At 72.5% G+C, this 18,089-nt stretch carries 18 protein-coding genes, 1 pseudogene and 1 riboswitch; of the genes and pseudogenes, 9 read left to right on the forward strand and 10 right to left on the reverse strand.

Translation table 11 applies throughout. From position 1 onward, the window contains the following. Window positions 1–52: 52 nt before the first annotated feature. Window positions 53–787 (reverse strand): TetR/AcrR family transcriptional regulator, encoded by a 735-nt coding sequence (locus tag AB0M39_RS37735; RefSeq protein ID WP_365372383.1) that lies wholly within the window; start codon window positions 785–787, stop codon window positions 53–55. A gap of 113 nt (window positions 788–900) precedes the next feature. Between AB0M39_RS37735 and clpX the strand changes: the two genes are divergently transcribed. From clpX to AB0M39_RS37760, 5 genes are all read left to right on the forward strand, one after another. Then, a complete protein-coding gene (clpX, locus tag AB0M39_RS37740) occupies window positions 901–2,187 on the forward strand; it encodes an ATP-dependent Clp protease ATP-binding subunit ClpX (RefSeq protein ID WP_365372385.1) in 1,287 nt (428 codons plus the stop codon). Between the two features lie 152 nt (window positions 2,188–2,339). Further along, the gene (locus tag AB0M39_RS37745; protein WP_365372388.1) at window positions 2,340–3,374 is read left to right on the forward strand and encodes a PHP domain-containing protein; all 1,035 of its coding nucleotides are present in this window, start codon (window positions 2,340–2,342) and stop codon (window positions 3,372–3,374) included. 29 nt (window positions 3,375–3,403) lie between these two features. Continuing rightward, window positions 3,404–4,969: an FAD-dependent oxidoreductase gene (locus AB0M39_RS37750; protein ID WP_365372391.1), complete on the forward strand. Its 1,566-nt coding sequence runs from the start codon at window positions 3,404–3,406 to the stop codon at window positions 4,967–4,969. A gap of 157 nt (window positions 4,970–5,126) precedes the next feature. Then, entirely contained in the window at window positions 5,127–5,834 is a 708-nt protein-coding gene (locus AB0M39_RS37755) for a lysophospholipid acyltransferase family protein (RefSeq protein ID WP_365372394.1), read from the forward strand. Window positions 5,835–5,974: 140 nt separating this feature from the next. Beyond that, window positions 5,975–6,460 carry a YbaK/EbsC family protein gene (locus AB0M39_RS37760; RefSeq protein ID WP_365372397.1) on the forward strand — a complete coding sequence of 162 codons (486 nt, stop codon included), beginning with the start codon at window positions 5,975–5,977 and terminating at the stop codon, window positions 6,458–6,460. Between the two features lie 81 nt (window positions 6,461–6,541). On the opposite strand, the gene AB0M39_RS37765 is transcribed toward AB0M39_RS37760, so the two are convergent. From AB0M39_RS37765 to AB0M39_RS37800, 8 genes and pseudogenes are all read right to left on the reverse strand, one after another. Beyond that, complete coding sequence (locus AB0M39_RS37765; protein WP_365372400.1) at window positions 6,542–8,119, reverse strand: alpha/beta hydrolase; 1,578 nt, start codon at window positions 8,117–8,119, stop codon at window positions 6,542–6,544. Window positions 8,120–8,257: 138 nt separating this feature from the next. Further along, complete coding sequence (locus AB0M39_RS37770) at window positions 8,258–8,998, reverse strand: urease accessory protein UreD (protein WP_365372403.1); 741 nt, start codon at window positions 8,996–8,998, stop codon at window positions 8,258–8,260. Next, the gene (gene ureG / locus AB0M39_RS37775; RefSeq protein WP_365372406.1) at window positions 8,995–9,672 is read right to left on the reverse strand and encodes an urease accessory protein UreG; all 678 of its coding nucleotides are present in this window, start codon (window positions 9,670–9,672) and stop codon (window positions 8,995–8,997) included. Before ureG ends, AB0M39_RS37770 begins: the two co-directional genes overlap by 4 nt. 19 nt (window positions 9,673–9,691) lie before the next feature. Continuing rightward, the gene (locus AB0M39_RS37780) at window positions 9,692–10,354 is read right to left on the reverse strand and encodes an urease accessory UreF family protein (RefSeq protein ID WP_365372409.1); all 663 of its coding nucleotides are present in this window, start codon (window positions 10,352–10,354) and stop codon (window positions 9,692–9,694) included. Between the two features lie 10 nt (window positions 10,355–10,364). Then, window positions 10,365–12,086 carry an urease subunit alpha gene (locus AB0M39_RS37785; protein WP_365372412.1) on the reverse strand — a complete coding sequence of 574 codons (1,722 nt, stop codon included), beginning with the start codon at window positions 12,084–12,086 and terminating at the stop codon, window positions 10,365–10,367. Between the two features lie 151 nt (window positions 12,087–12,237). Further along, window positions 12,238–12,546, reverse strand: a pseudogene (locus AB0M39_RS37790) (urease subunit beta); the annotation flags it as partial. 12 nt (window positions 12,547–12,558) lie between these two features. Further along, a complete protein-coding gene (locus tag AB0M39_RS37795; protein WP_365372414.1) occupies window positions 12,559–12,861 on the reverse strand; it encodes an urease subunit gamma in 303 nt (100 codons plus the stop codon). A gap of 146 nt (window positions 12,862–13,007) precedes the next feature. After that, window positions 13,008–13,628 (reverse strand): TetR/AcrR family transcriptional regulator, encoded by a 621-nt coding sequence (locus tag AB0M39_RS37800; RefSeq protein ID WP_365372417.1) that lies wholly within the window; start codon window positions 13,626–13,628, stop codon window positions 13,008–13,010. 107 nt (window positions 13,629–13,735) lie between these two features. Between AB0M39_RS37800 and AB0M39_RS37805 the strand changes: the two genes are divergently transcribed. Continuing rightward, complete coding sequence (locus AB0M39_RS37805; protein WP_365372420.1) at window positions 13,736–14,752, forward strand: ABC transporter permease; 1,017 nt, start codon at window positions 13,736–13,738, stop codon at window positions 14,750–14,752. A 702-nt stretch (window positions 14,753–15,454) separates the two neighbouring features. Here AB0M39_RS37805 and AB0M39_RS37810 read toward each other — a convergent pair. Then, window positions 15,455–15,748 carry a type II toxin-antitoxin system Phd/YefM family antitoxin gene (locus AB0M39_RS37810; protein ID WP_365372423.1) on the reverse strand — a complete coding sequence of 98 codons (294 nt, stop codon included), beginning with the start codon at window positions 15,746–15,748 and terminating at the stop codon, window positions 15,455–15,457. Window positions 15,749–16,020: 272 nt separating this feature from the next. Here AB0M39_RS37810 and AB0M39_RS37815 point away from each other — a divergent pair, with 272 nt between their 5' ends. From AB0M39_RS37815 to AB0M39_RS37825, 3 genes are all read left to right on the forward strand, one after another. Continuing rightward, on the forward strand, window positions 16,021–16,656 hold the full coding sequence (locus AB0M39_RS37815; RefSeq protein ID WP_365372426.1) for an ATP-dependent Clp protease proteolytic subunit: 636 nt from the start codon (window positions 16,021–16,023) through the stop codon (window positions 16,654–16,656). A gap of 7 nt (window positions 16,657–16,663) precedes the next feature. Continuing rightward, complete coding sequence (locus AB0M39_RS37820; protein WP_365372429.1) at window positions 16,664–16,975, forward strand: hypothetical protein; 312 nt, start codon at window positions 16,664–16,666, stop codon at window positions 16,973–16,975. A 317-nt stretch (window positions 16,976–17,292) separates the two neighbouring features. Continuing rightward, window positions 17,293–17,475: riboswitch (cyclic di-AMP (ydaO/yuaA leader) on the forward strand. A gap of 2 nt (window positions 17,476–17,477) precedes the next feature. Then, entirely contained in the window at window positions 17,478–17,954 is a 477-nt protein-coding gene (locus AB0M39_RS37825) for a C40 family peptidase (protein WP_365372432.1), read from the forward strand. The last annotated feature ends 135 nt before the right edge of the window (window positions 17,955–18,089 follow it).

Genomic DNA, 18,089 nt, shown 5'->3' on the forward strand with positions numbered 1-18,089 from the left:
TGGCCCACGGGCAACTCGACACGGCCTGGAGTGCCTGCGGGGACTTCCAGCATCATCCGGAGACCGGCAAGCCCTGCGGCGACTCGTTCCTGTGGACGTAGGGGAGGTACGGCGGGGGCCAGGCGTCGCCCAGGTCGAGCCCCGCCAGCCGCTCGCAGGCGCTGACGACGTTGAACGGCTCGACGAAGCCGGGCGCGACGTCGGCCATGTGGTCCGCGCCGTGCAGCAGGGTCAGCGCGGTCTCGGCGACCCGTACCAGGCGGGCGGACGCGTCGCCGGGCCTGGGCATGGCCTCCAGGGCGAGTCCGAGCAGGATCGCGTCCAGCTTCATCAACTGGGCGAAGGGCCGCCGGATCCGCTCCTCGGCGAGGATCTCGTGCATCAGATGCGCGCCGAGCCGGGACCGGCCGATCGCTCCCCCGGACCCGCCGCCCGCGCCGACCGCCGCCGTGGACGCTACGACCTCGCCCCGGAGCTCGGGCTCGGCCAGCGGCAGCCGGGCGACCCAGGCGCGGGCGAGCACGCCGAGCGCCTCGCCCGCGGTGCGTCCGGGCGCCGGACGCGCCGGCGTCGGGGCCGCCTCGGCGAGGTCGGCGAGGACCGCGAAGTACAGGGCCCGCTTGCTGGGGAAGTTGGAGTAGACCGCGCCCCGCGTCAGCCCGGCGCGCTCGGCGATGCCGTCCACCGTGGCCTGGCTGAAGCCGTGTTCGGCGAACTCGTCCCCGGCGGCGGCGAGCACCCTGGAGCGGTTGCGCTCCTGCAGCTCCGCCCTGCTGAGCCGGCCCATCGTCCTCCTCATCACGGCGTTGCCGCACGCCCCCGGGCCAAGATAGCGTGGCGCTCCAGATGACGTGACCATCTGGATGTTCACGCCATTCGACTTGGACGGGAAGTGAGCGAGTGGCAAGCATCGGCGACGAGGCCCTGCTGAAGTGCACGTTCTGCGGCAAGAACCAGAAGCAGGTCAAAAGACTCGTAGCGGGCCCTGGCACGCTCTGCATCTGCGACGAGTGCGTGGGTCTGTGCACCGAGCTCATCGCGGAGGGCCGGGAGGAGGCCGTCCCCGATGAGGGGGTGGAGGGGCTGCCGACGCCGCGCGAGATATTCGCCTTTCTGGAGCAGTACGTCATCGGCCAGGAGAGCGCCAAGAAGACCCTGTCGGTGGCGGTCTACAACCACTACAAACGCGTGCGGGCCGGGCGGCGGACCCCGCGCCGGGACGAGTCGCCCGTCGAGCTCGGCAAGTCCAACATCCTGCTGCTCGGCCCGACCGGCAGCGGCAAGACCTACCTGGTGCAGACGCTGGCCCGGATGCTCGACGTCCCCTTCGCCATCGCCGACGCCACCGCGCTCACCGAGGCGGGCTACGTCGGCGAGGACGTCGAGAACATCCTGCTCAAGCTGGTCCAGGCCGCCGACTGGGACCTCGACAAGGCCGCGGGCGGGATCGTCTACATCGACGAGATCGACAAGGTCGCCCGCAAGAGCGAGAACCCCTCGATCACCCGCGATGTGTCGGGCGAGGGCGTCCAGCAGGCGCTGCTGAAGATCCTGGAGGGGACCGTCGCCTCGATCCCGCGGCAGGGCGGGCGCAAGCAGCCGCAGCAGGAGTACCTCTCGTTCGACACCACCGACGTGCTGTTCATCGTCGGCGGCGCCTTCGCGGGGCTGGAGCGCATCATCGAGCAGCGGACCAGTCGCCAGGGCATCGGCTTCGGGGCAGAGCTGCGCGCGACGGAGCAGGAGGGCGAGCAGGACGCCTTCGCCGCGGTCAGGCCCGAGGATCTGCTGAAGTTCGGGCTGATCCCGGAGTTCGTCGGCCGGCTCCCGATGACGGCGACTCTGCGCCCGCTGGACCGTACGGCCCTGAAGCGGATCCTCACCGAGCCTCGCAACGCCCTGCTCAAGCAGTACCGGCGCCTCCTGGAGCTCGACGGCGTGGAGCTGGAGTTCACCGAGGAGGCCGTCGGCGCGATAGCCGACCAGGCTCTGCTGCGCCGCACGGGCGCGCGGGCCGCCCGCTCGATCCTGGAGGAGGTGCTGCTCCAGGTGATGTACGAGGTGCCCAGCCGGGACGACGTGGCGCGGGTGGTGGTCGACCGCGACACGGTGATCGACAACGTGTGCCCGACGCTGGTGCCGCGTGAGGGGCCGGGCGGCGGGGAGGACCGCCGCGCGTCCGCCTGAGACGCACGCGTCCGTCTGAGACGCGCGGGTCCGCCTGACATGCACGCGTCCGCCTGGGACGCGGCCATTTCAGCCGCCGCCCGTCGCCCCTCCGGCCACCGCCCGCCGCCGCTCGGCGTGCCGTCGGCCGCCCGGAAGGCGACAGTGGTGGCATGCACCCGGTCGAGGCGCTGGAGAGGATCGCGTTCCTGCTGGAGCGGTCCCATGCGGAGATGTACCGCACGCGTGCCTTCCGGACCGCCGCCGACGCCCTGAGCCGGCTGTCCGACGACGAGATCGCCCAGCGCGCGGCGGCCGGGTCGCTGGCGACGGTCAAGGGCGTCGGGCCCAAGACGGCCCAGGCGGCCAAGGAGGCGCTGGACGGCGAGGTGCCGCAGTATCTGCGGAAGCTGGAGGACGAGGCCGGCGAGCCGCTGGCCGAGGGCGGGTCCGCGCTGCGCGCGCTGCTGCGGGGCGACTGCCATCTGCACTCGGACTGGTCGGACGGCGGCAGCCCGATCGAGGCCATGGGTCGTACGGCCGCCGCGCTGGGGCACGAGTGGGTCGTCCTCACCGACCACTCCCCCAGGCTGACCGTCGCGCGGGGGCTGTCCCCCGAGCGGCTGCGAGAGCAGTTGGAGACGGTGGCGGAGCTGAACCGGCGGTGGGCACCGTTCCGGATGCTCACCGGCATCGAGTGCGACATCCTCCCCGACGGCTCGCTCGACCAGGAGCCCGAGCTGCTCGACCAGCTGGACGTGGTGGTCGCCTCCGTCCACTCCGAACTGCGCATGGAGTCCGCCGCCATGACGCGGCGCCTGGTCAAGGCCGTGCAGGACCCGCTGACCGATGTGCTCGGCCACTGCACGGGCCGGCTGGTCACCGCGCGGACCACCCGGGACGGGAGGACCGCGAACCGCCGGCCCGAGTCGAAGTTCGACGCCGAGAAGGTGTTCGCGGCCTGCGCCGCCCACGGCACGGCCGTGGAGATCAACAGCCGTCCGGAGCGGCTGGATCCGCCGATGCGGCTGCTGCGCCTCGCGGTGGAGTCGGGGGCGTACTTCGCCGTCGACACCGACGCGCACGCGCCGGGGCAGCTCGACTGGCAGATCTTCGGCTGCGCCCGGGCCGAGGAGGGCGAGGTGCCCGCCGAACGGGTGATCAACACCTGGAGCGCCGACGAGCTGCTGGAGTGGGCCGCCGCCTAGCCGCAAGCGGACCGGGAAGCCGAGGACTGATGACCGCACAGCGCCCGCCGGGTCAGCGCCCGACGATCGACGAGTCGTACTGGATGGCCACCGCTCCCCCGGTCGCCCGTCCGCCTCTGGACCGGGACGCGACCGCGGACGTCGCGGTCGTCGGCGCCGGCGTCGCCGGTCTGTGCACCGCCTGGGAGCTCGTGCGCGCGGGCCTGGACGTCGTGGTCCTGGAGGCGGACCGGATCGCCGCCGGCGTCACCGGCTTCACCACGGCCAAGGCGACCTCGCTGCACGGTCTGCGGTACGCGCTCCTGGAGGAGGTCCACGGCGCCGAGGCCGCCGAGCTGTACGCGCTCTCCCAGCAGGACGCGGTCGACCGCTTCGCGGCGCTCGCCGCCGAGCTGGACATCGACGCGGACCTGGAGCGCGCCCCCGCCCTCACCTATACGGAGGATCTCTCGCGCGTGGACGAGGTCCGCGCCGAGGCCGCGGCGGCCCGGCGGGCGGGCCTCGCCGCGTCCTTCGTGACCGAGACGGAGCTGCCCTTCCCGGTGGCCGGGGCGGTGCGCGTCGAGGGGCAGCTGCAGTTCCATCCGCGCAGGTTCCTGCTCGCGCTGGCCGACCGGTTCGCCTCTGCCGGCGGACGCGTCTTCGAGCGCACCCGCGTCACCGCGCTGCACGACGGCAGGCGCTGCCGCCTGTCGACCGAGGGCCCCTTCACCGTCGAGGCGAGCGACGTCGTCCTCGCCACGCACTACCCGGTCTTCGACCGCACGCTGCTCTTCACCCGGCTGACGCCCCGTCGGGAGCTGGTGCTCGCGGCGCCCGTGCCGTCGGCCGTCGCGCCGCTGGGCATGTACATCACCCCGATGGACGGCGTCCGCTCGGTGCGCAGCGCGCCGTACGACGACGGCAGACGGCTGCTGATCGTCACCGGCGAGTCGTTCGAGCCGGGTGCGGGCCAGGTGCGCGAGCGGTACGCGCGTCTGGACGCCTGGGCGCGCGAGCGGATGCCGGGCTTCGCTCAGGCGGACCGCGTCTACCGCTGGGCGGCGCAGGACAACGACTCCAGCGACGGCATCGCGTACGTCGGTCATGCGCACCCTGGCACCCAGCACGTCTACACGGCCACGGGCTTCGGCGGCTGGGGCATGAGCAACGGGATGATGGCCGGGCGGCTGCTCGCCGCGCATATCGCCGGCGGTCCCCGGCCCGCCTGGACCGAGCTGTACGACCCGCGCCGGCTGCCCGGCCTGCGGGAGACGGCGGAGCTGGCCTGGCGCCAGTCCCAGGTCGCCGCGCGCTTCGTGGACGACCGGCGGCACACGAGCCACGCCGACTCGGTGGCGGACGTCCCGCCCGGCAGCGGCGCGGTGGTACGGCTGGCGGGGCGGCGCTGCGCGGTGTACCGCGACGAGTCGGGCGAGGCGACCGCGGTGTCGGCGCGCTGTACGCACCTGGGCTGCCTGGTGCACTTCAACGACGCCGAACGGGTCTGGGAGTGCCCCTGCCACGGCTCCCGGTTCGCGCTGGACGGCGCGGTCCTGCACGGCCCCGCCGCCCGCCCGCTGGAGGCCCTCGATCCACCGGAGGAACGGGAGTGACTCAGCGTCACCTACGGTGTCATCGAGTCAGGATGTGTCTGATCGCAGCCCCTGACGCGCGACGATGGTCACACTTAGACTGACCACCCCCGGCAGCCCTGATGACCTGGCACTACGCCGCCCCGGCGCCGGTCCCGCGGAGTGAGGAGCGCACCTCGTGTTCTACTACGTGCTCAAATACGTCATCCTGGGCCCGCTGTTGCGGCTGCTCTTCCGGCCCAGGATCGAGGGACTCGAGCACATTCCGGCCGAGGGCGCCGCCATCGTCGCGGGCAACCATCTCTCGTTCTCCGACCACTTTCTGATGCCCGCGATCATCAAACGGCGCATCACCTTCCTGGCCAAGGCGGAGTACTTCACCGGGCCCGGGGTGAAGGGCCGGCTGACCGCCGCGTTCTTCCGCAGCGCCGGGCAGATCCCGGTGGACCGCTCCGGCAAGGAGGCGGGCCAGGCGGCGATCCGGGAGGGGCTGGGGGTGCTGAGCAAGGGCGAGCTGCTGGGCATCTACCCGGAGGGGACCCGCTCGCACGACGGCCGGCTCTACAAGGGCAAGGTCGGCGTCGCGGTGATGGCGCTCAGGGCGAAGGCGCCGGTGGTGCCGTGCGCGATGGTGGGGACCTTCGAGATCCAGCCGCCCGGGCAGGTCGTGCCGAAGATCAAGCGGGTGACGGTGCGCTTCGGCGAGCCGATGGACTTCTCGCGGTACGAGGGCATGGAGAACGAGAAGGCGGCCATCCGCGCGGTCACCGACGAGATCATGTACGCGATCCTGGAGCTGTCGGGGCAGGAGTACGTGGACCGCTACGCCGCCGAGGTGAAGGCGGAGCAGGAGCAGCCGAAGAAGTTCCCGCGGCGCCGGGGCTGAGGGCGAGTTCCCGCTCGTCGACGGGCCTGCGCCGGTGGGTACGGTGGACTCCCCCGTGGGGCACGGACCATCAGATCGTCTGCGTACGCGGACGGCTGGTCCGGCTGCGCGGCGGAGGACTCCGGGCTGAAGGGAACGCGGTGAACGAGCACGACACATACGCCAAGCTGATCGGTCTTCTGGACGAGCGAGGGGCGCGGTACCGGATCATCGAGCACGCCGAGGAAGGCGCCACCGAGGCGGTCAGCGCGCTGCGCGGGAACACCCTGGAGCAGGCCGCGAAGTGCATCGTGGTGATGGTGAAGATCGGCAAGAAGGAGAAGCGGTTCGTCCTGGCCGTGGTCACGGGCGACCGGCGGGTCGACCTCGGGGCGGTGAAGGCGCTGCTCGGCGGCGGGTACGCGGGGTTCGCGACCCCCGAGGTCGCCGAGCGTCTTGCGGGCAGCGCGAGCGGCACGATCCTGCCGTTCTCCTTCGACCCGGAGCTCGAACTCGTCGTGGACCCGGCGCTGTTGGCGCAGGAGGAGATCTACTTCAACGCGGCGCGGCTGGACCGTTCGCTGGCGCTGCACACGGCGGACTACACGGCGATCGCCGAGCCGCGCACGGCGGACATCGCGGGCTGAGAGCCGCCGGGGACGCGCAGGCGGGGGCGGCCGCGACCGGCCGCCCCCGCCTTCCGTCACACGCAAACCATCGGCCTTGACTTACGGCTTGGGCTCGGCGTGCGGAGCGCACGTCACATCGCGGCTGTCCAGCTTGCCGGTGAGCAGGTAGGCGTCCACCCGCTCGTTGATGCACGGGTTGACCTGTCCGGTCACACCGTGCGAGCCGGCGTCCTTCTCGACGATCAGACGCGAGCCCTTGAGGCGCTTGTGCAGCTCGACGGCGCCCTGGAAGGGAGTGGCGGCGTCACGGGCGGACTGCACGATGAGCACGGGCGGCAGGCCCTTGCCCGACTTCACCTCGACGGGCGTGTGCTGCTTGGACGGCCAGGTGGCGCACGGCAGGTTCATCCACGCGTTCGCCCAGGTCATGAACGGGTGCTTCTTGTGGAGCCGGGTGTTGTCCCGGTCCCACTTCTTCCAGCTGGTGGGCCACTTGGCGTCGGCGCACTCGACGGCCGTGTAGACGGCGTTGCCGTTCTCCGCGGCGATGTTGCCCGCGGTGTCGGACAGGTCGGGGGCGGCGGCGTCGACCAGGGCCTGGGTGTCGCCGGCGACGTACTTGCTCCAGACGCGGGCGGTGGGCGCCCAGGCGGAGTCGTAGTACGGCGCGCTCTGGAAGAAGGAGACGAGCTCGGCCGGGCCGACGACTCCGCCGAGCGGCGCCTTCTTGGCGGCGGCGCGCAGCTTCAGCCACTGCGCCTCGACCTTCTCGGGGGTGTCGCCGATGTGGAAGACCGCGTCGTTCTTGGCGACCCAGCCCTTCCAGTCGTTCCAGCGGGTCTGGAAGGCGACGTCCTGGTCGAGGTTGGCCTGGTACCAGATCTTCTCGCGCGAGGGGTCGACCACGCTGTCGACGATCATCCGGCGGATGTGGCCGGGGAAGAGCGTCGCGTAGACCGCGCCGAGGTAGGTGCCGTAGGAGACGCCCAGGTAGTTGAGCTTCTTCTCGCCGAGGGCCGCGCGCACGACGTCCAGGTCGCGTGCAGTGTTCGGCGTGGTCATGTGCGGCAGCATCCAGCCGCTGCGCTGGGCGCACCCGTCCGCGTACTCGGCGGCGAGCTTGCGCTGGGCGCGCTTGTCGGCCTCGCTGTCGGGGACCGGGTCGGCCTTGGGGGCCTTGACGAACTCCTGCGGGTCCACACACGAGATCGGCGTGGAGTGGCCGACGCCCCGGGGGTCGAAGCCCACGAAGTCGTATGCCTTCGCCATGTTGGCGTAGAGCGGGTTCTTGTTGGTGACCCGGGTCGGGAAGCGCATGCCCGAGCCGCCGGGACCGCCCGGGTTGTAGACGAGGGCGCCCTGGCGCTCCTCCTTGGCACCGGTGTTGCCTATTCGGTCGACGGCTATCTTGATCTGCTTGCCGTTCGGCCGTGCGTAGTCGAGCGGAACGCTCACCCAGCCGCACTGGATGGGCTTGGCCAGCCCCCAGTCCTCGGGGCAGTCCGCCCAGTCGATGCCCTTCTTGGCCGCGCGCTCCGCGGCGACCTTGACGCCGCGCGCCTCGGACCAGCCCTGGTCACGGCTGTCCGCGCCTGCCGCCGGTGCGGCTATCGCGCCTGCTATGAGCGTGCCCGCCACCAGAGCGCCGGCCGAGCCGAGCACTGCTGTGCGCCTCACGTGGATCCTCCCCCAGCTGTTCGGTCGATTCGGGAGGGATCCTTCCGGCTGCGAGGCCGCGGTGACCAGGGCGTACTGGTGTTTCTTTACCGAACCAATAACCGGTGCGCGGTGTCCCGCTGAGCGGTACGGGCCGGTTCACCGGGGCAGTTCGGCCCGCAGCACCTCGTCCAGCACGGACCGCAGCCGGCGGGCGTCCTCGGCGACGGCGGTGACCAGGAAGGCCGGGCCGGCGAGCGGGGCGAGGACGGCGCCGTCGCCGAGCAGCCGCGGCGCGACCGGTTTGTCCTCGAACGCGGGGTCCACGACGAGGAGTTGGCCCACGGCCCGCCGCCCCGCGAGGACGGCGGGGCCGTCCCAGCCGCCGGGCGCCCCCGGGCCGTAGCGGAGTTCCTGGTCGAGCAGCAGGCGTCCGGCGCGGCGGACGGTGAGCCGGGCGGCGAGGGCGCCGGGCTCCTCGCCGAGCCGGCCCAGGATCTGCTCCTCGCGCAGCACCAGGCGGGCGGTGGCGGCCAGTTCGACGCGGGTGCACATCCGCAGGTCGCTGCCGCGCGCCGAGATGAGCTGCTCGGGCAGCCAGCGCAGCTCGGCGTCCGCGCCGACCGTCAGCTTCACGTCGTAGCGGGCCTGTTCGGGGGTGCGGCCGGGCAGCGCGATGGTCGCGGCTGCCGAGTCGACGTGGAGCCTCGCGCCGTCGCGCACCTCGGCCTCGACGGCGAGCCGGTCGCCGCCGAGCGGCGCGCTCATGGCGCCGACGACGGTGACACGGCTGTACGGGCCGGCGGCCCGGGTCCGGCGCAGGGCGAGCGGCCCGTCGCTCCGAAGGACCGGAAGTCCCTCTGGGGCGGCGACGATTCGGGCGGTGGCGCGGACGCTCATGCGGTCCAGAGGGCGAGCTGTCCGCGCACCCAGTCGGCGACCGGGCGGACGCCGTCCTCGCCCTTCAACGAGGTGAAGGCGACCGGGAGCTCGCCGCGCTGCTCCTTGGCGTCGCGCTCCATCCGGCCGAGGTCGGAGCCGACGTGGGGCGCGAGGTCCGTCTTGTTGACCACCAGCAGGTCGGCGGTGGTGACGCCGGGGCCGCCCTTGCGCGGGATGTCGTCGCCGCCGGCGACGTCGATGACGAAGATCTGCGCGTCGACGAGGCCCTTGGAGAAGGTGGCGGTGAGGTTGTCGCCGCCGGACTCGACGAGGATCAGATCGAGCGGGCCGACGGCGTCCTCGAGGTCCTCGACGGCCTCGAGGTTGGCGGAGATGTCGTCGCGGATCGCGGTGTGCGGGCAGGCGCCGGTCTCGACCGCCTGGATGCGCTCGGGCGGCAGCACGGCGTTGCGGAGGAGGAACTCGGCGTCCTCGCGGGTGTAGATGTCGTTGGTGACGACGGCGATGGACAGCTTGTCGCGCAGGGCGCGGCACAGGGCCGCCACCGTCGCGGTCTTGCCGGAGCCGACGGGTCCGCCGAGGCCGATGCGCAGGGCGCGGCGGGTCCCGTCGGGGCGGTGGGCGTCGGCGCCGACCGCGGAGGCGGTGTCGTGGCTGTGGCCGAGGTGCATGGGGGCTCCAAAAAGGGTCTCAGGATGCGAAGAGGCGTACGGGCCAGGCGGCGTGCTGCTCCGCGGTGACGTCCAGCAGCGGGGCGGATGCGGCCGGCAGCGCGTCGACTCCTTCGCGCGCCGCGGCCACGGCGTGCTCGGCGACCTGGTCCATCTCGGGCGCGAGGCGGGCGAGGACGGCGGTGGCCTGGAAGGGGTCGAGGCTCAGCAGCCGCACCGCTGCCGTGGCCGGGCCGCTGACGCTCTCGTACGCGACGCAGTGCGCGGCGTCCAGCGGCCCCAGGCCCGCGGCGCGGGCTGCTGTGCCGAGCACGACGGGCTGATGGGCGCCCTTCGGGAACGCGGCGGCGAGCGCGTCGAGTTCGGCGCAGGGCCAGGCGGCGCGGGCCGCGCGCATCAGCTGCCGTCCCAGCTTGCGGGCGACGGCTCGCAGCGCGGGCGAGGGGGTCCGGGCGTCGGCCGCCTCGTCGAGCTCGAGGGGGTCGAGGCCGAGTGCGGCCGCGGCGGCGAGCGCCGCCGAGGCGAGGCCGACCGTGTGCAGCCGGCCCCGGCAGAACGCCTCCAGATCGCGGGCGTCTCGCAGGCGGCCCGCCTTGACGGCCGGCTCGGCGCCGCCGGAGTGGGCGTGCCCTCCGGCGGGGAACCGGCCGTCGGCGAGGACGAGGAGTGCGGCGCGTGTCATCGGTGCGTCATCAGAACAGGAAGTACCGCTGGGCCATGGGCAGTTCCGCGGCGGGCGCCGGCTCGACCGGCTCTCCGTCGATCGTCACCGTGAAGGTGTCCGCGTCGACCTCGACCCGGGGCAGCGCGTCGTTCTCCCGCATGTCCGCCTTGGTGACGCGCCGGGTGCTGGTGATCGGCACGAACTTCTTGTCCAGGGCGAGGCGTTCGGGCAGCCCTTCCGCAAGGGCGGCCTCGGCGACGAAGTTGACGGAGCTCGCCGCCGCGGCCCTGCCCAGCGCGCCGAACATCGGCCTGGGCAGCACCGGCTGCGGGGTGGGGATGGAGGCGTTGGCGTCGCCCATCTGTGCGTATGCGATCTGTCCGCCCTTGATGACGAGCTGCGGCTTGACGCCGAAGAAGGCGGGGTCCCAGAGGACCAGGTCGGCGAGCTTTCCGGGCTCGACCGAGCCGATCTCCTGGTCGAGGCCCTGGGCGACGGCCGGGTTGATGGTGTATTTGGCGACATAGCGACGTGCCCGGCGGTTGTCGGCGCGGCCGTCCCCGGGCAGGGCACCGCGACGCTTCTTCATCACGTGCGCGGTCTGCCAGGTACGCATGATCACCTCGCCGATCCGCCCCATCGCCTGGGAGTCGGAGGAGATGATCGAGATCGCGCCGAGGTCGTGCAGCACGTCCTCGGCGGCGATGGTGGAGGGCCGGATCCGGGACTCGGCGAAGGCGAGGTCTTCGGGCACGGCCGGGTTGAGGTGGTGGCAGACCATCAGCATGTCGAGGTGTTCCTCGATGGTGTTGACGGTGTGCGGCCGGGTCGGGTTGGTGGAGCTGGGCAGGACGTACGGCTCGGAGACCACGGTGATGATGTCAGGCGCGTGCCCGCCGCCCGCGCCCTCGGTGTGGTACGCGTGCAGGGTGCGGCCGGCGATCGCGGCGAGGGTGTCCCCCACGAAGCCGGCCTCGTTGAGGGTGTCCGTGTGGATGGCGAGCTGTGCGCCGGTCTCCTCGCAGACGCCGAGGCAGGCGTCGATGACGGCGGGCGTGGCGCCCCAGTCCTCGTGGATCTTGAACCCGAGGGCGCCGCCGCGGAGTTGGGAGTGCATGGCCTCGCGGGACATCGTGTTGCCCTTGCCGAGCAGCCCGATGTTGACCGGGAAGGTCTCCAGCGCCTCGAACATCCGGGCGAGGTGCCAGGGGCCGGGCGTGATAGTGGTCGCCTTGGTGCCCTCGGCCGGTCCGGTGCCGCCGCCGACGAGGGTGGTGACGCCGGTCGCCAAGGCCTGTTCGACGACGGTCGGCGAGATGAAGTGGACGTGCGCGTCGATCGCGCCCGCGGTGACGATCTTCCCGTTGCCCGCGATGACCTCGGTCTCGGGGCCGATGACGAGGTCGGGGTGGACGCCGTCCATGGTGTCGGGGTTGCCGGCCTTGCCGATGCCGGTGATCCGGCCGTCGCGGATGCCGATGTCCGCCTTGACGACGCCCCAGTGGTCGATGACGACGGCGCCGGTGACGACGGTGTCGGGAGCGCCCTCGGCCCGGGTCGTACGGGACTGGCCCATCGACTCGCGGATCACTTTGCCGCCGCCGAACACGGCCTCGTCGCCCGCGCGTCCGGGGCCGCCCGAGCGGTCCTCCTCGATCTCGACGAGCAGATCGGTGTCGGCGAGGCGGATCCGGTCGCCCGTGGTGGGTCCGAAGAGATCCGCGTACACGGCACGTCGCAGCTCAGGCATCTGATGTTCCGTTCTCGGCCAGGGCCGGCGCCGCGTACCCGTCTGCGGCGGCGCCCGCGACGGAAGCGTCCGACTCCTCGGCCGGCGCAGGGACCGCGGCCTCCTGACCGTCGCCCGCCCCGCCCGCCCCGCCCGTCTCGCTCGACTCACTCGCGTCGAGAGCGCCTCCCGTCTCGCCTCGCAGCCCCGCGATGACACGGCGGCCGGCGAAGGGGACGAGCTCCACGTCGACGGGGATGCCGGGCTCGAAGCGCACCGCGGTGCCCGCGGCGATGTTCAGACGCAGGCCGCGGGCGGCCGCGCGGTCGAAGTCCAGACCGGGGTTGGCCTCGGCGAAGTGATAGTGGGAGCCGACCTGGACGGGCCGGTCGGCGGCGTTGACGACGACGAGCCGGGTGACGGCGCGGCCCTCGTTGACGAGCACGGCGTCGTCGGCGAAGAGGATCTCTCCGGGGATCATCCGCGGCGCCCCTCAGACGATCGGGTCGTGGACGGTGACGAGCTTGGTGCCGTCCGGGAAGGTCGCCTCGACCTGGACGTCGTGGATCATCTCGGGGATGCCCTCCATGACGTCGTCGCGGGTGAGCACCGTGCGGCCCGACGCCATGAGCTCGGAGACCGTACGGCCGTCCCGCGCGCCTTCGAGGATGTGAGAGGTGATCAGGGCGACGGACTCGGGGTGGTTGAGCCGGACCCCGCGGGCCCGCCGCTTCTGCGCCACGTCGGCGGCCACATGGATCAGCAGTCGTTCCTGCTCATGCGGGGAGAGTTGCACGTGTCCACCTCACTGTCCTGCGGCCTTGCCCCAGCCTTGCACCGGGACCCTAGCTGGCTGCGACGACGCGTCGACGCCCCGTTGACCAAGACACGGGTGACGTGCGACCAGGAGTTGAACGTTAGGGCCGAAGTCTTTCCGGCGCGTTAACTGATCTTGGGATCCTGCATGGACATCAGCGCGCGGAGCCCGTCCTCCAGGACGTCGACCCGTACGTCGCCGAAGATGGCCTGCTGGGCGATGAAGCCCTGGGCGGTGGCGATCATCGTGCGGGCCACATGGTCGGCGGGGACGTCGGCGGTCATCAGCCCGTTGTCGCGGTAGGCGTCCACGAGCTTGGCCCAGGCCTGGCGCATCCCCGCATAGCCCTCGCGCATCATCGCCGCGAGCGCGTCGTCGCGCAGGGACTCGGTCCACACCTGCACGATCAGCCGGGCGAACTCCTGCCGGTCGCCGCCCGGAACCTGCTCTTCGAGCATGGTGCGCAGCACCCGGCCGAGCAGGACGTCGGGGGTCGGCGGCGGGGTGGTGCGGGCCGCGTCGTCGAAGGCGCCGCGGATGGCGGCGAACGCCTCCCCCGCGATGGCCCCGATCAGCTCTTCCTTGCTGCGGAAGTAGCGGTAGACCGCGCCCGCGGAGAGACCGGCCTCGCGCAGGATGTCCTGCATCGAGGTGGCGTGGAAGCCGTTGCGTGCGAAGCAGCGGGCGGCGCCGTCCAGGATCTGGCGGCGGCGGGCGTCGAGGTGTTCCTGGGATACGCGGGCCATGCGTCCAACCTAAAACGAACATTCCTTCTTGACAAGGACGGACGGCGGCGGGACAGTGAGGCCAACAACAAAAACGAACGATCCTTCTCTTTGAATCGAGGGTCATCATGTCCGCTGCGTCAGCCACCCCGACCCGCCGCTCGATCGTGGCGATGGTGCTGATCCCCCTCTTGGCGGCGCTCGCGCTGTGGGCCTTCGCGTGGCCGGCGACCCGGACCGCGCCGCGCGAGACGCCGATCGGCGTCGCCGGCCCCGCGGCCGCGACCGCCGAGCTGGCCGAACGCCTCGAGCAGCGGCCGGGAGCCTTCGACGTGCACCGCTACGACGACGAGGCCGAGGCCCGTACGGCGATCGAGGACCGGGTCGTATACGGCGCGATCGTGGTCGCCGATCAGGGCCCGCGGCTGCTCACCGCGTCGGCGGCGAGCCCGGTCGTCGCCCAGCTGCTCAAGGAGGCGGTCACCACGCAGGCGCCGGCCGGCGCGCAGGTGCGGGTGACGGACGTCGTCCCGACTCCGCCCGGCGATCCGCGGGGCAGCGGGCTGGCCGCGAGCATCCTGCCGCTGGCGCTGGGCGGCGTGGCGGCCGGGGCGGCGGTGACGGTGCTGCGGCTGCGCGGGGCGCGGGCCGCGCTCACCGTGGTCGGCGCGTCCGTCCTCGTCGGCGTCGCGGCGGCGGCGATCGCCCACAGCTGGCTCGGCGTGCTGACCGGCGACTGGTGGGCCGAGGCGGGGGCGCTCTCGCTGACCGCGCTGGCGATCGGCGCGACGGTGGCGGGGCTCGGCGCGTGGATCCGCACGCAGGGCGTCGCGCTGGGCGCGCTGCTGATGGTCCTGCTGGGCAACCCGTTCTCCGGCGCGGCGACCGCACCCGAACTGCTCCCCGAGCCGGCCGGCGCACTGGGCCAGCTGCTGCCGCCGGGCGCGGGAGCGACGCTCATCCGCTCGGTCGCCTACTTCGACGGCAGCGCGGCGGGGGCGGGGGCGCTCACGCTGTCGCTCTGGGCGGCGCTCGGCCTGACGGCGGTACTGCTCGCCACGCGGCGCGACGGCCCCCGCCCGACGCCCGCGCCCACGACGAGCCCCGGCGAGCGCACACCGACACCGGTGATGCCGGTGGGGTGAGCCCCCCCCCGACCGGCCGCGCGCCCCCGCTGTAGCGGACGGGGACGCGCGGCCTTCTCACGCCGCGAAGCGGGGGCCTGTCGGGGCCCAGAAGGTCAGATCGCGCGGCCCGCACCTCGCGGCTGCACGCCGGGCCTGGCGAGGTCGTGCCTGTGGGGCAAGCCCCGGCCAGGGCAGGCTTCCCGCCCGCCGACCGGCCGCGCGCAGCCTTCTCGCATCCCGAAGCCTGGGCCCGGAGGGCCCACAGGTTCACATCGCGCGAGCCGCGCGATCGCGGCTGCGCGTCACGCCTGGCGGCCGCCCAACGCCGACGCCGATCGCGCCCGTGGAGTGAGCCCGCGGCCAGCCCCGGCGGCCGGCCTTCCCGCGCCCCAACGCCGGGCGCTCAGCGCACACATGCAGCGCCACCGGGCAACCAGCCCGCGGGCCCGCAGGTCGCGCGCCTTGCGGCTTTGCGTCACGCCGTGGCGGCCGTCCAGACTGGCACCGGTCATGCCCGTGGGCGAGTCCCCGGCCGGCCCCGGCTTCCCGCCCGCCGACCGGCTGCGCGCAGCCTTCTCGCACCCCGAAGCCGGGGCCCGTCAGGGCCCACAAGCCACATCGCGCGCGCCCGGCACCGGTCGCGACCGTGGGGTGAGCACCCGGCCGCGCGCGGCATTCCCACGCCCCGACGCGAGGGCCCGCAGGTCCCGCGGCTCCGTGTCATCCCTGGCGGTCGTGTCCCCGGTGCTCCGCCGTCAGGCCGAAGCGCCCCCGGTCCGCGGGCGCCGACGACGTGGGGCCCAGCGAGGAGACCGAGCTGATCACCTGCTCCTCGGCCGCGGTCTGCGCCGCCGCCTCCTCGGTCTCGAGTCGCTCCAGGTCGGCGGCGGAGACCAGCGCCACGAGCGGCTTCCCATGCCGGGTCACGACGACGCGCTCGCCGCCGTAGACGACGCGGTTGATCAGTTCGGCGAGCTCCGCTCGGGCTTGCGTCACTGGAATCTCATAGGCCATGTCCCCCACTTTACGGGCGACCACGGCCCCCACACCGTCCATGGCCACAGGCAAGGCGCAGGTCAGCGGGGCGCCCTGCCGACGCGGCGCGTCGCGGTCGGCGAGCGGTGCGAGCAGACCGGAACGAGGCCGCCTCTCCTGCTGAGAGCGAAAACAGCGCTGACCGCTTGCTCCCCCTGGGCAGCTGAGCCATGATCTCCAACATCGGATTCTGTACGTCCTGTACATTTTCTATAGGACCTCGTACAGCTCGCCACGAGGAGAGGCACGCCATGAACCGTCCCGAAGCCCGCTACGTCCTCCCCCAGTTCACCGAGCGCACCTCCTCGGGGACCCGCACCCTGGACCCGTACTCCAAGCTGCTCGAGGAGCGGATCGTCTTCCTCGGGACCGCCGTCGACGACACCGCCGCCAACGACGTGATCGCGCAGCTGCTGCACCTCGAGTACTCCGCCCCCGACCGGGACATCTGCCTGTACATCAACTCGCCCGGCGGCTCGCTCAGCGCCATGTCGGCGATCTACGACACGATGCAGGTCGTCACCTGCGACATCGAGACGACCTGCCTGGGCCAGGCCGTCTCCACCGCGGCCCTTCTGCTCGCCGCCGGCGCGCCCGGCAAGCGGATGGCGCTGCCCGGCTCGCGGATCGTCGTCCAGCAGCCCGCGATCGAGGAGCCGTTGCGGGGCCAGCCGTCCGATCTGGACATCCAGGCCCGGGAACTGCTGCGGCTGCGCGCCCAGCTCGCCCAGATGCTCGTCCGCCACACCGGCCAGGACGTCGAGCAGATCGCCTCCGACCTGGAGCGCGACAAGATCTTCGATGCCGAGGAGGCCAAGGCGTACGGACTGGTCGACCACGTCGTCGTGAACCGCAAGACCTCCGCCGCCTCCCCCGGCGCGCGGTGAGCGCCCGATGCTGCCGCCCGAGTTCCCGCCGCTGCCCGCCCTGACCCGCGCCGAGTGCGAGTTCGTCGACAGCTATCTGGAGGTCGTCGACCTTCTCGGACGGATCAACCCGGCCCGCTCGACGCACACCTATGGCGCGCTGCGCGCGGCCCAGGCCCTCGTCGGCCGCGCCGCCGCGCTCAAGGACGCCCTGGCGCTGATGCACGCCCGCGGCGAGAGCGAGGTGCATGCGGCGACCCTCGCCGAAGCGCTGCGCGTGCTCGACGGCGAGCGCAGGGCAGGACGGGTGACCATGCCGCCGCCCATACCGTCGAGTTGACCAAATCGCCCCGTTGTCAACCGCCGTTCGGGTACGAGTTGAGGTACCCCGTTCGGTGGAGCCGGCGCCCCTGTCTCTGACACCGGACCAGTTGCGCAACCCGACTACCGATTTGGCGGAACGACCCGTTCCGGTGCTGGTGCGATGCCACGCAGGGGTGACCGCTCGAATGTCGAAACGGTTCTGTCCACTCCAACAGGTCAGTCGTGATGAGCCTCACAAATCGACGTTTCGACTCGGAAATAGGGCGTGGTGTGGGTCAAGATCCCTGGGACGACAAGCCCCCGTCACCTCGACGGGGCGGTCCGGGCGGACGCTGAGTCCTGCCGCCGCACCGGATGACTGGTCGACAGAAGTGGATCGGCAGGAGTGGAGGACCCAAGCAGTCCGGGGTGGCCGTAGCGGGCCGTCCCTTGGGGTTAAGCCGCATCCGCGGCCGGGCATCTTCGCCTGTCCGAACCCGACAGGTCATCCTTCACAGGCGGCTGACGAAGGGTTGCGCATGACTGCGCAGATTCATGTCCCGTCTCTGCTCACTCGGGCCGGCGCCGTATCGGCCCTGACCCTCGCCGCCGTCGGCGGCACGTTGCTGGCGCCAGGCGCCGTGACGGAGGCTCAGGCAGCGACGACGCACGCGAGCAAGGCGCTCAAGGTCGCCGCTTCCAAGAAGGGATCGCCGTACGGATACGGCGCGGTGGGCCCCTCCCGGTTCGACTGCTCGGGGCTGACGCTCTACTCGTACAAGAAGGCCGGCAAGAAGCTGCCGCGCACCGCCCAGCAGCAGTACAACAAGACCCGTCATATCTCCGCGTCCTCGCGGCAGCAGGGTGACCTGGTCTTCTTCCACGCCGGCAGCAGCGTCTACCACGTGGGGATCTACGCCGGGAACGGCAAGATCTGGCACTCCCCCAAGACCGGCTCGGTGGTGAAGCTGCAGAAGATCTGGACGAAGAGCGTCTGGTACGGCCGCGTGCGCTGACGCGGCGACAGTCGCTGTGACAGGCCTGTCGGGTGAGGGCTGACCCACCCGGACAGGCAGCCGGTGCGCCGGTCCTCCCGACCGGCGCACCCGCGCCCGCGCCGCGACGCCGGGCGCGGCCCCCCCCCCGGCGCC

Origin of the sequence: Streptomyces sp. NPDC051907 (assembly GCF_040681075.1) — a bacterium.
Lineage (GTDB): Bacteria > Actinomycetota > Actinomycetes > Streptomycetales > Streptomycetaceae > Streptomyces.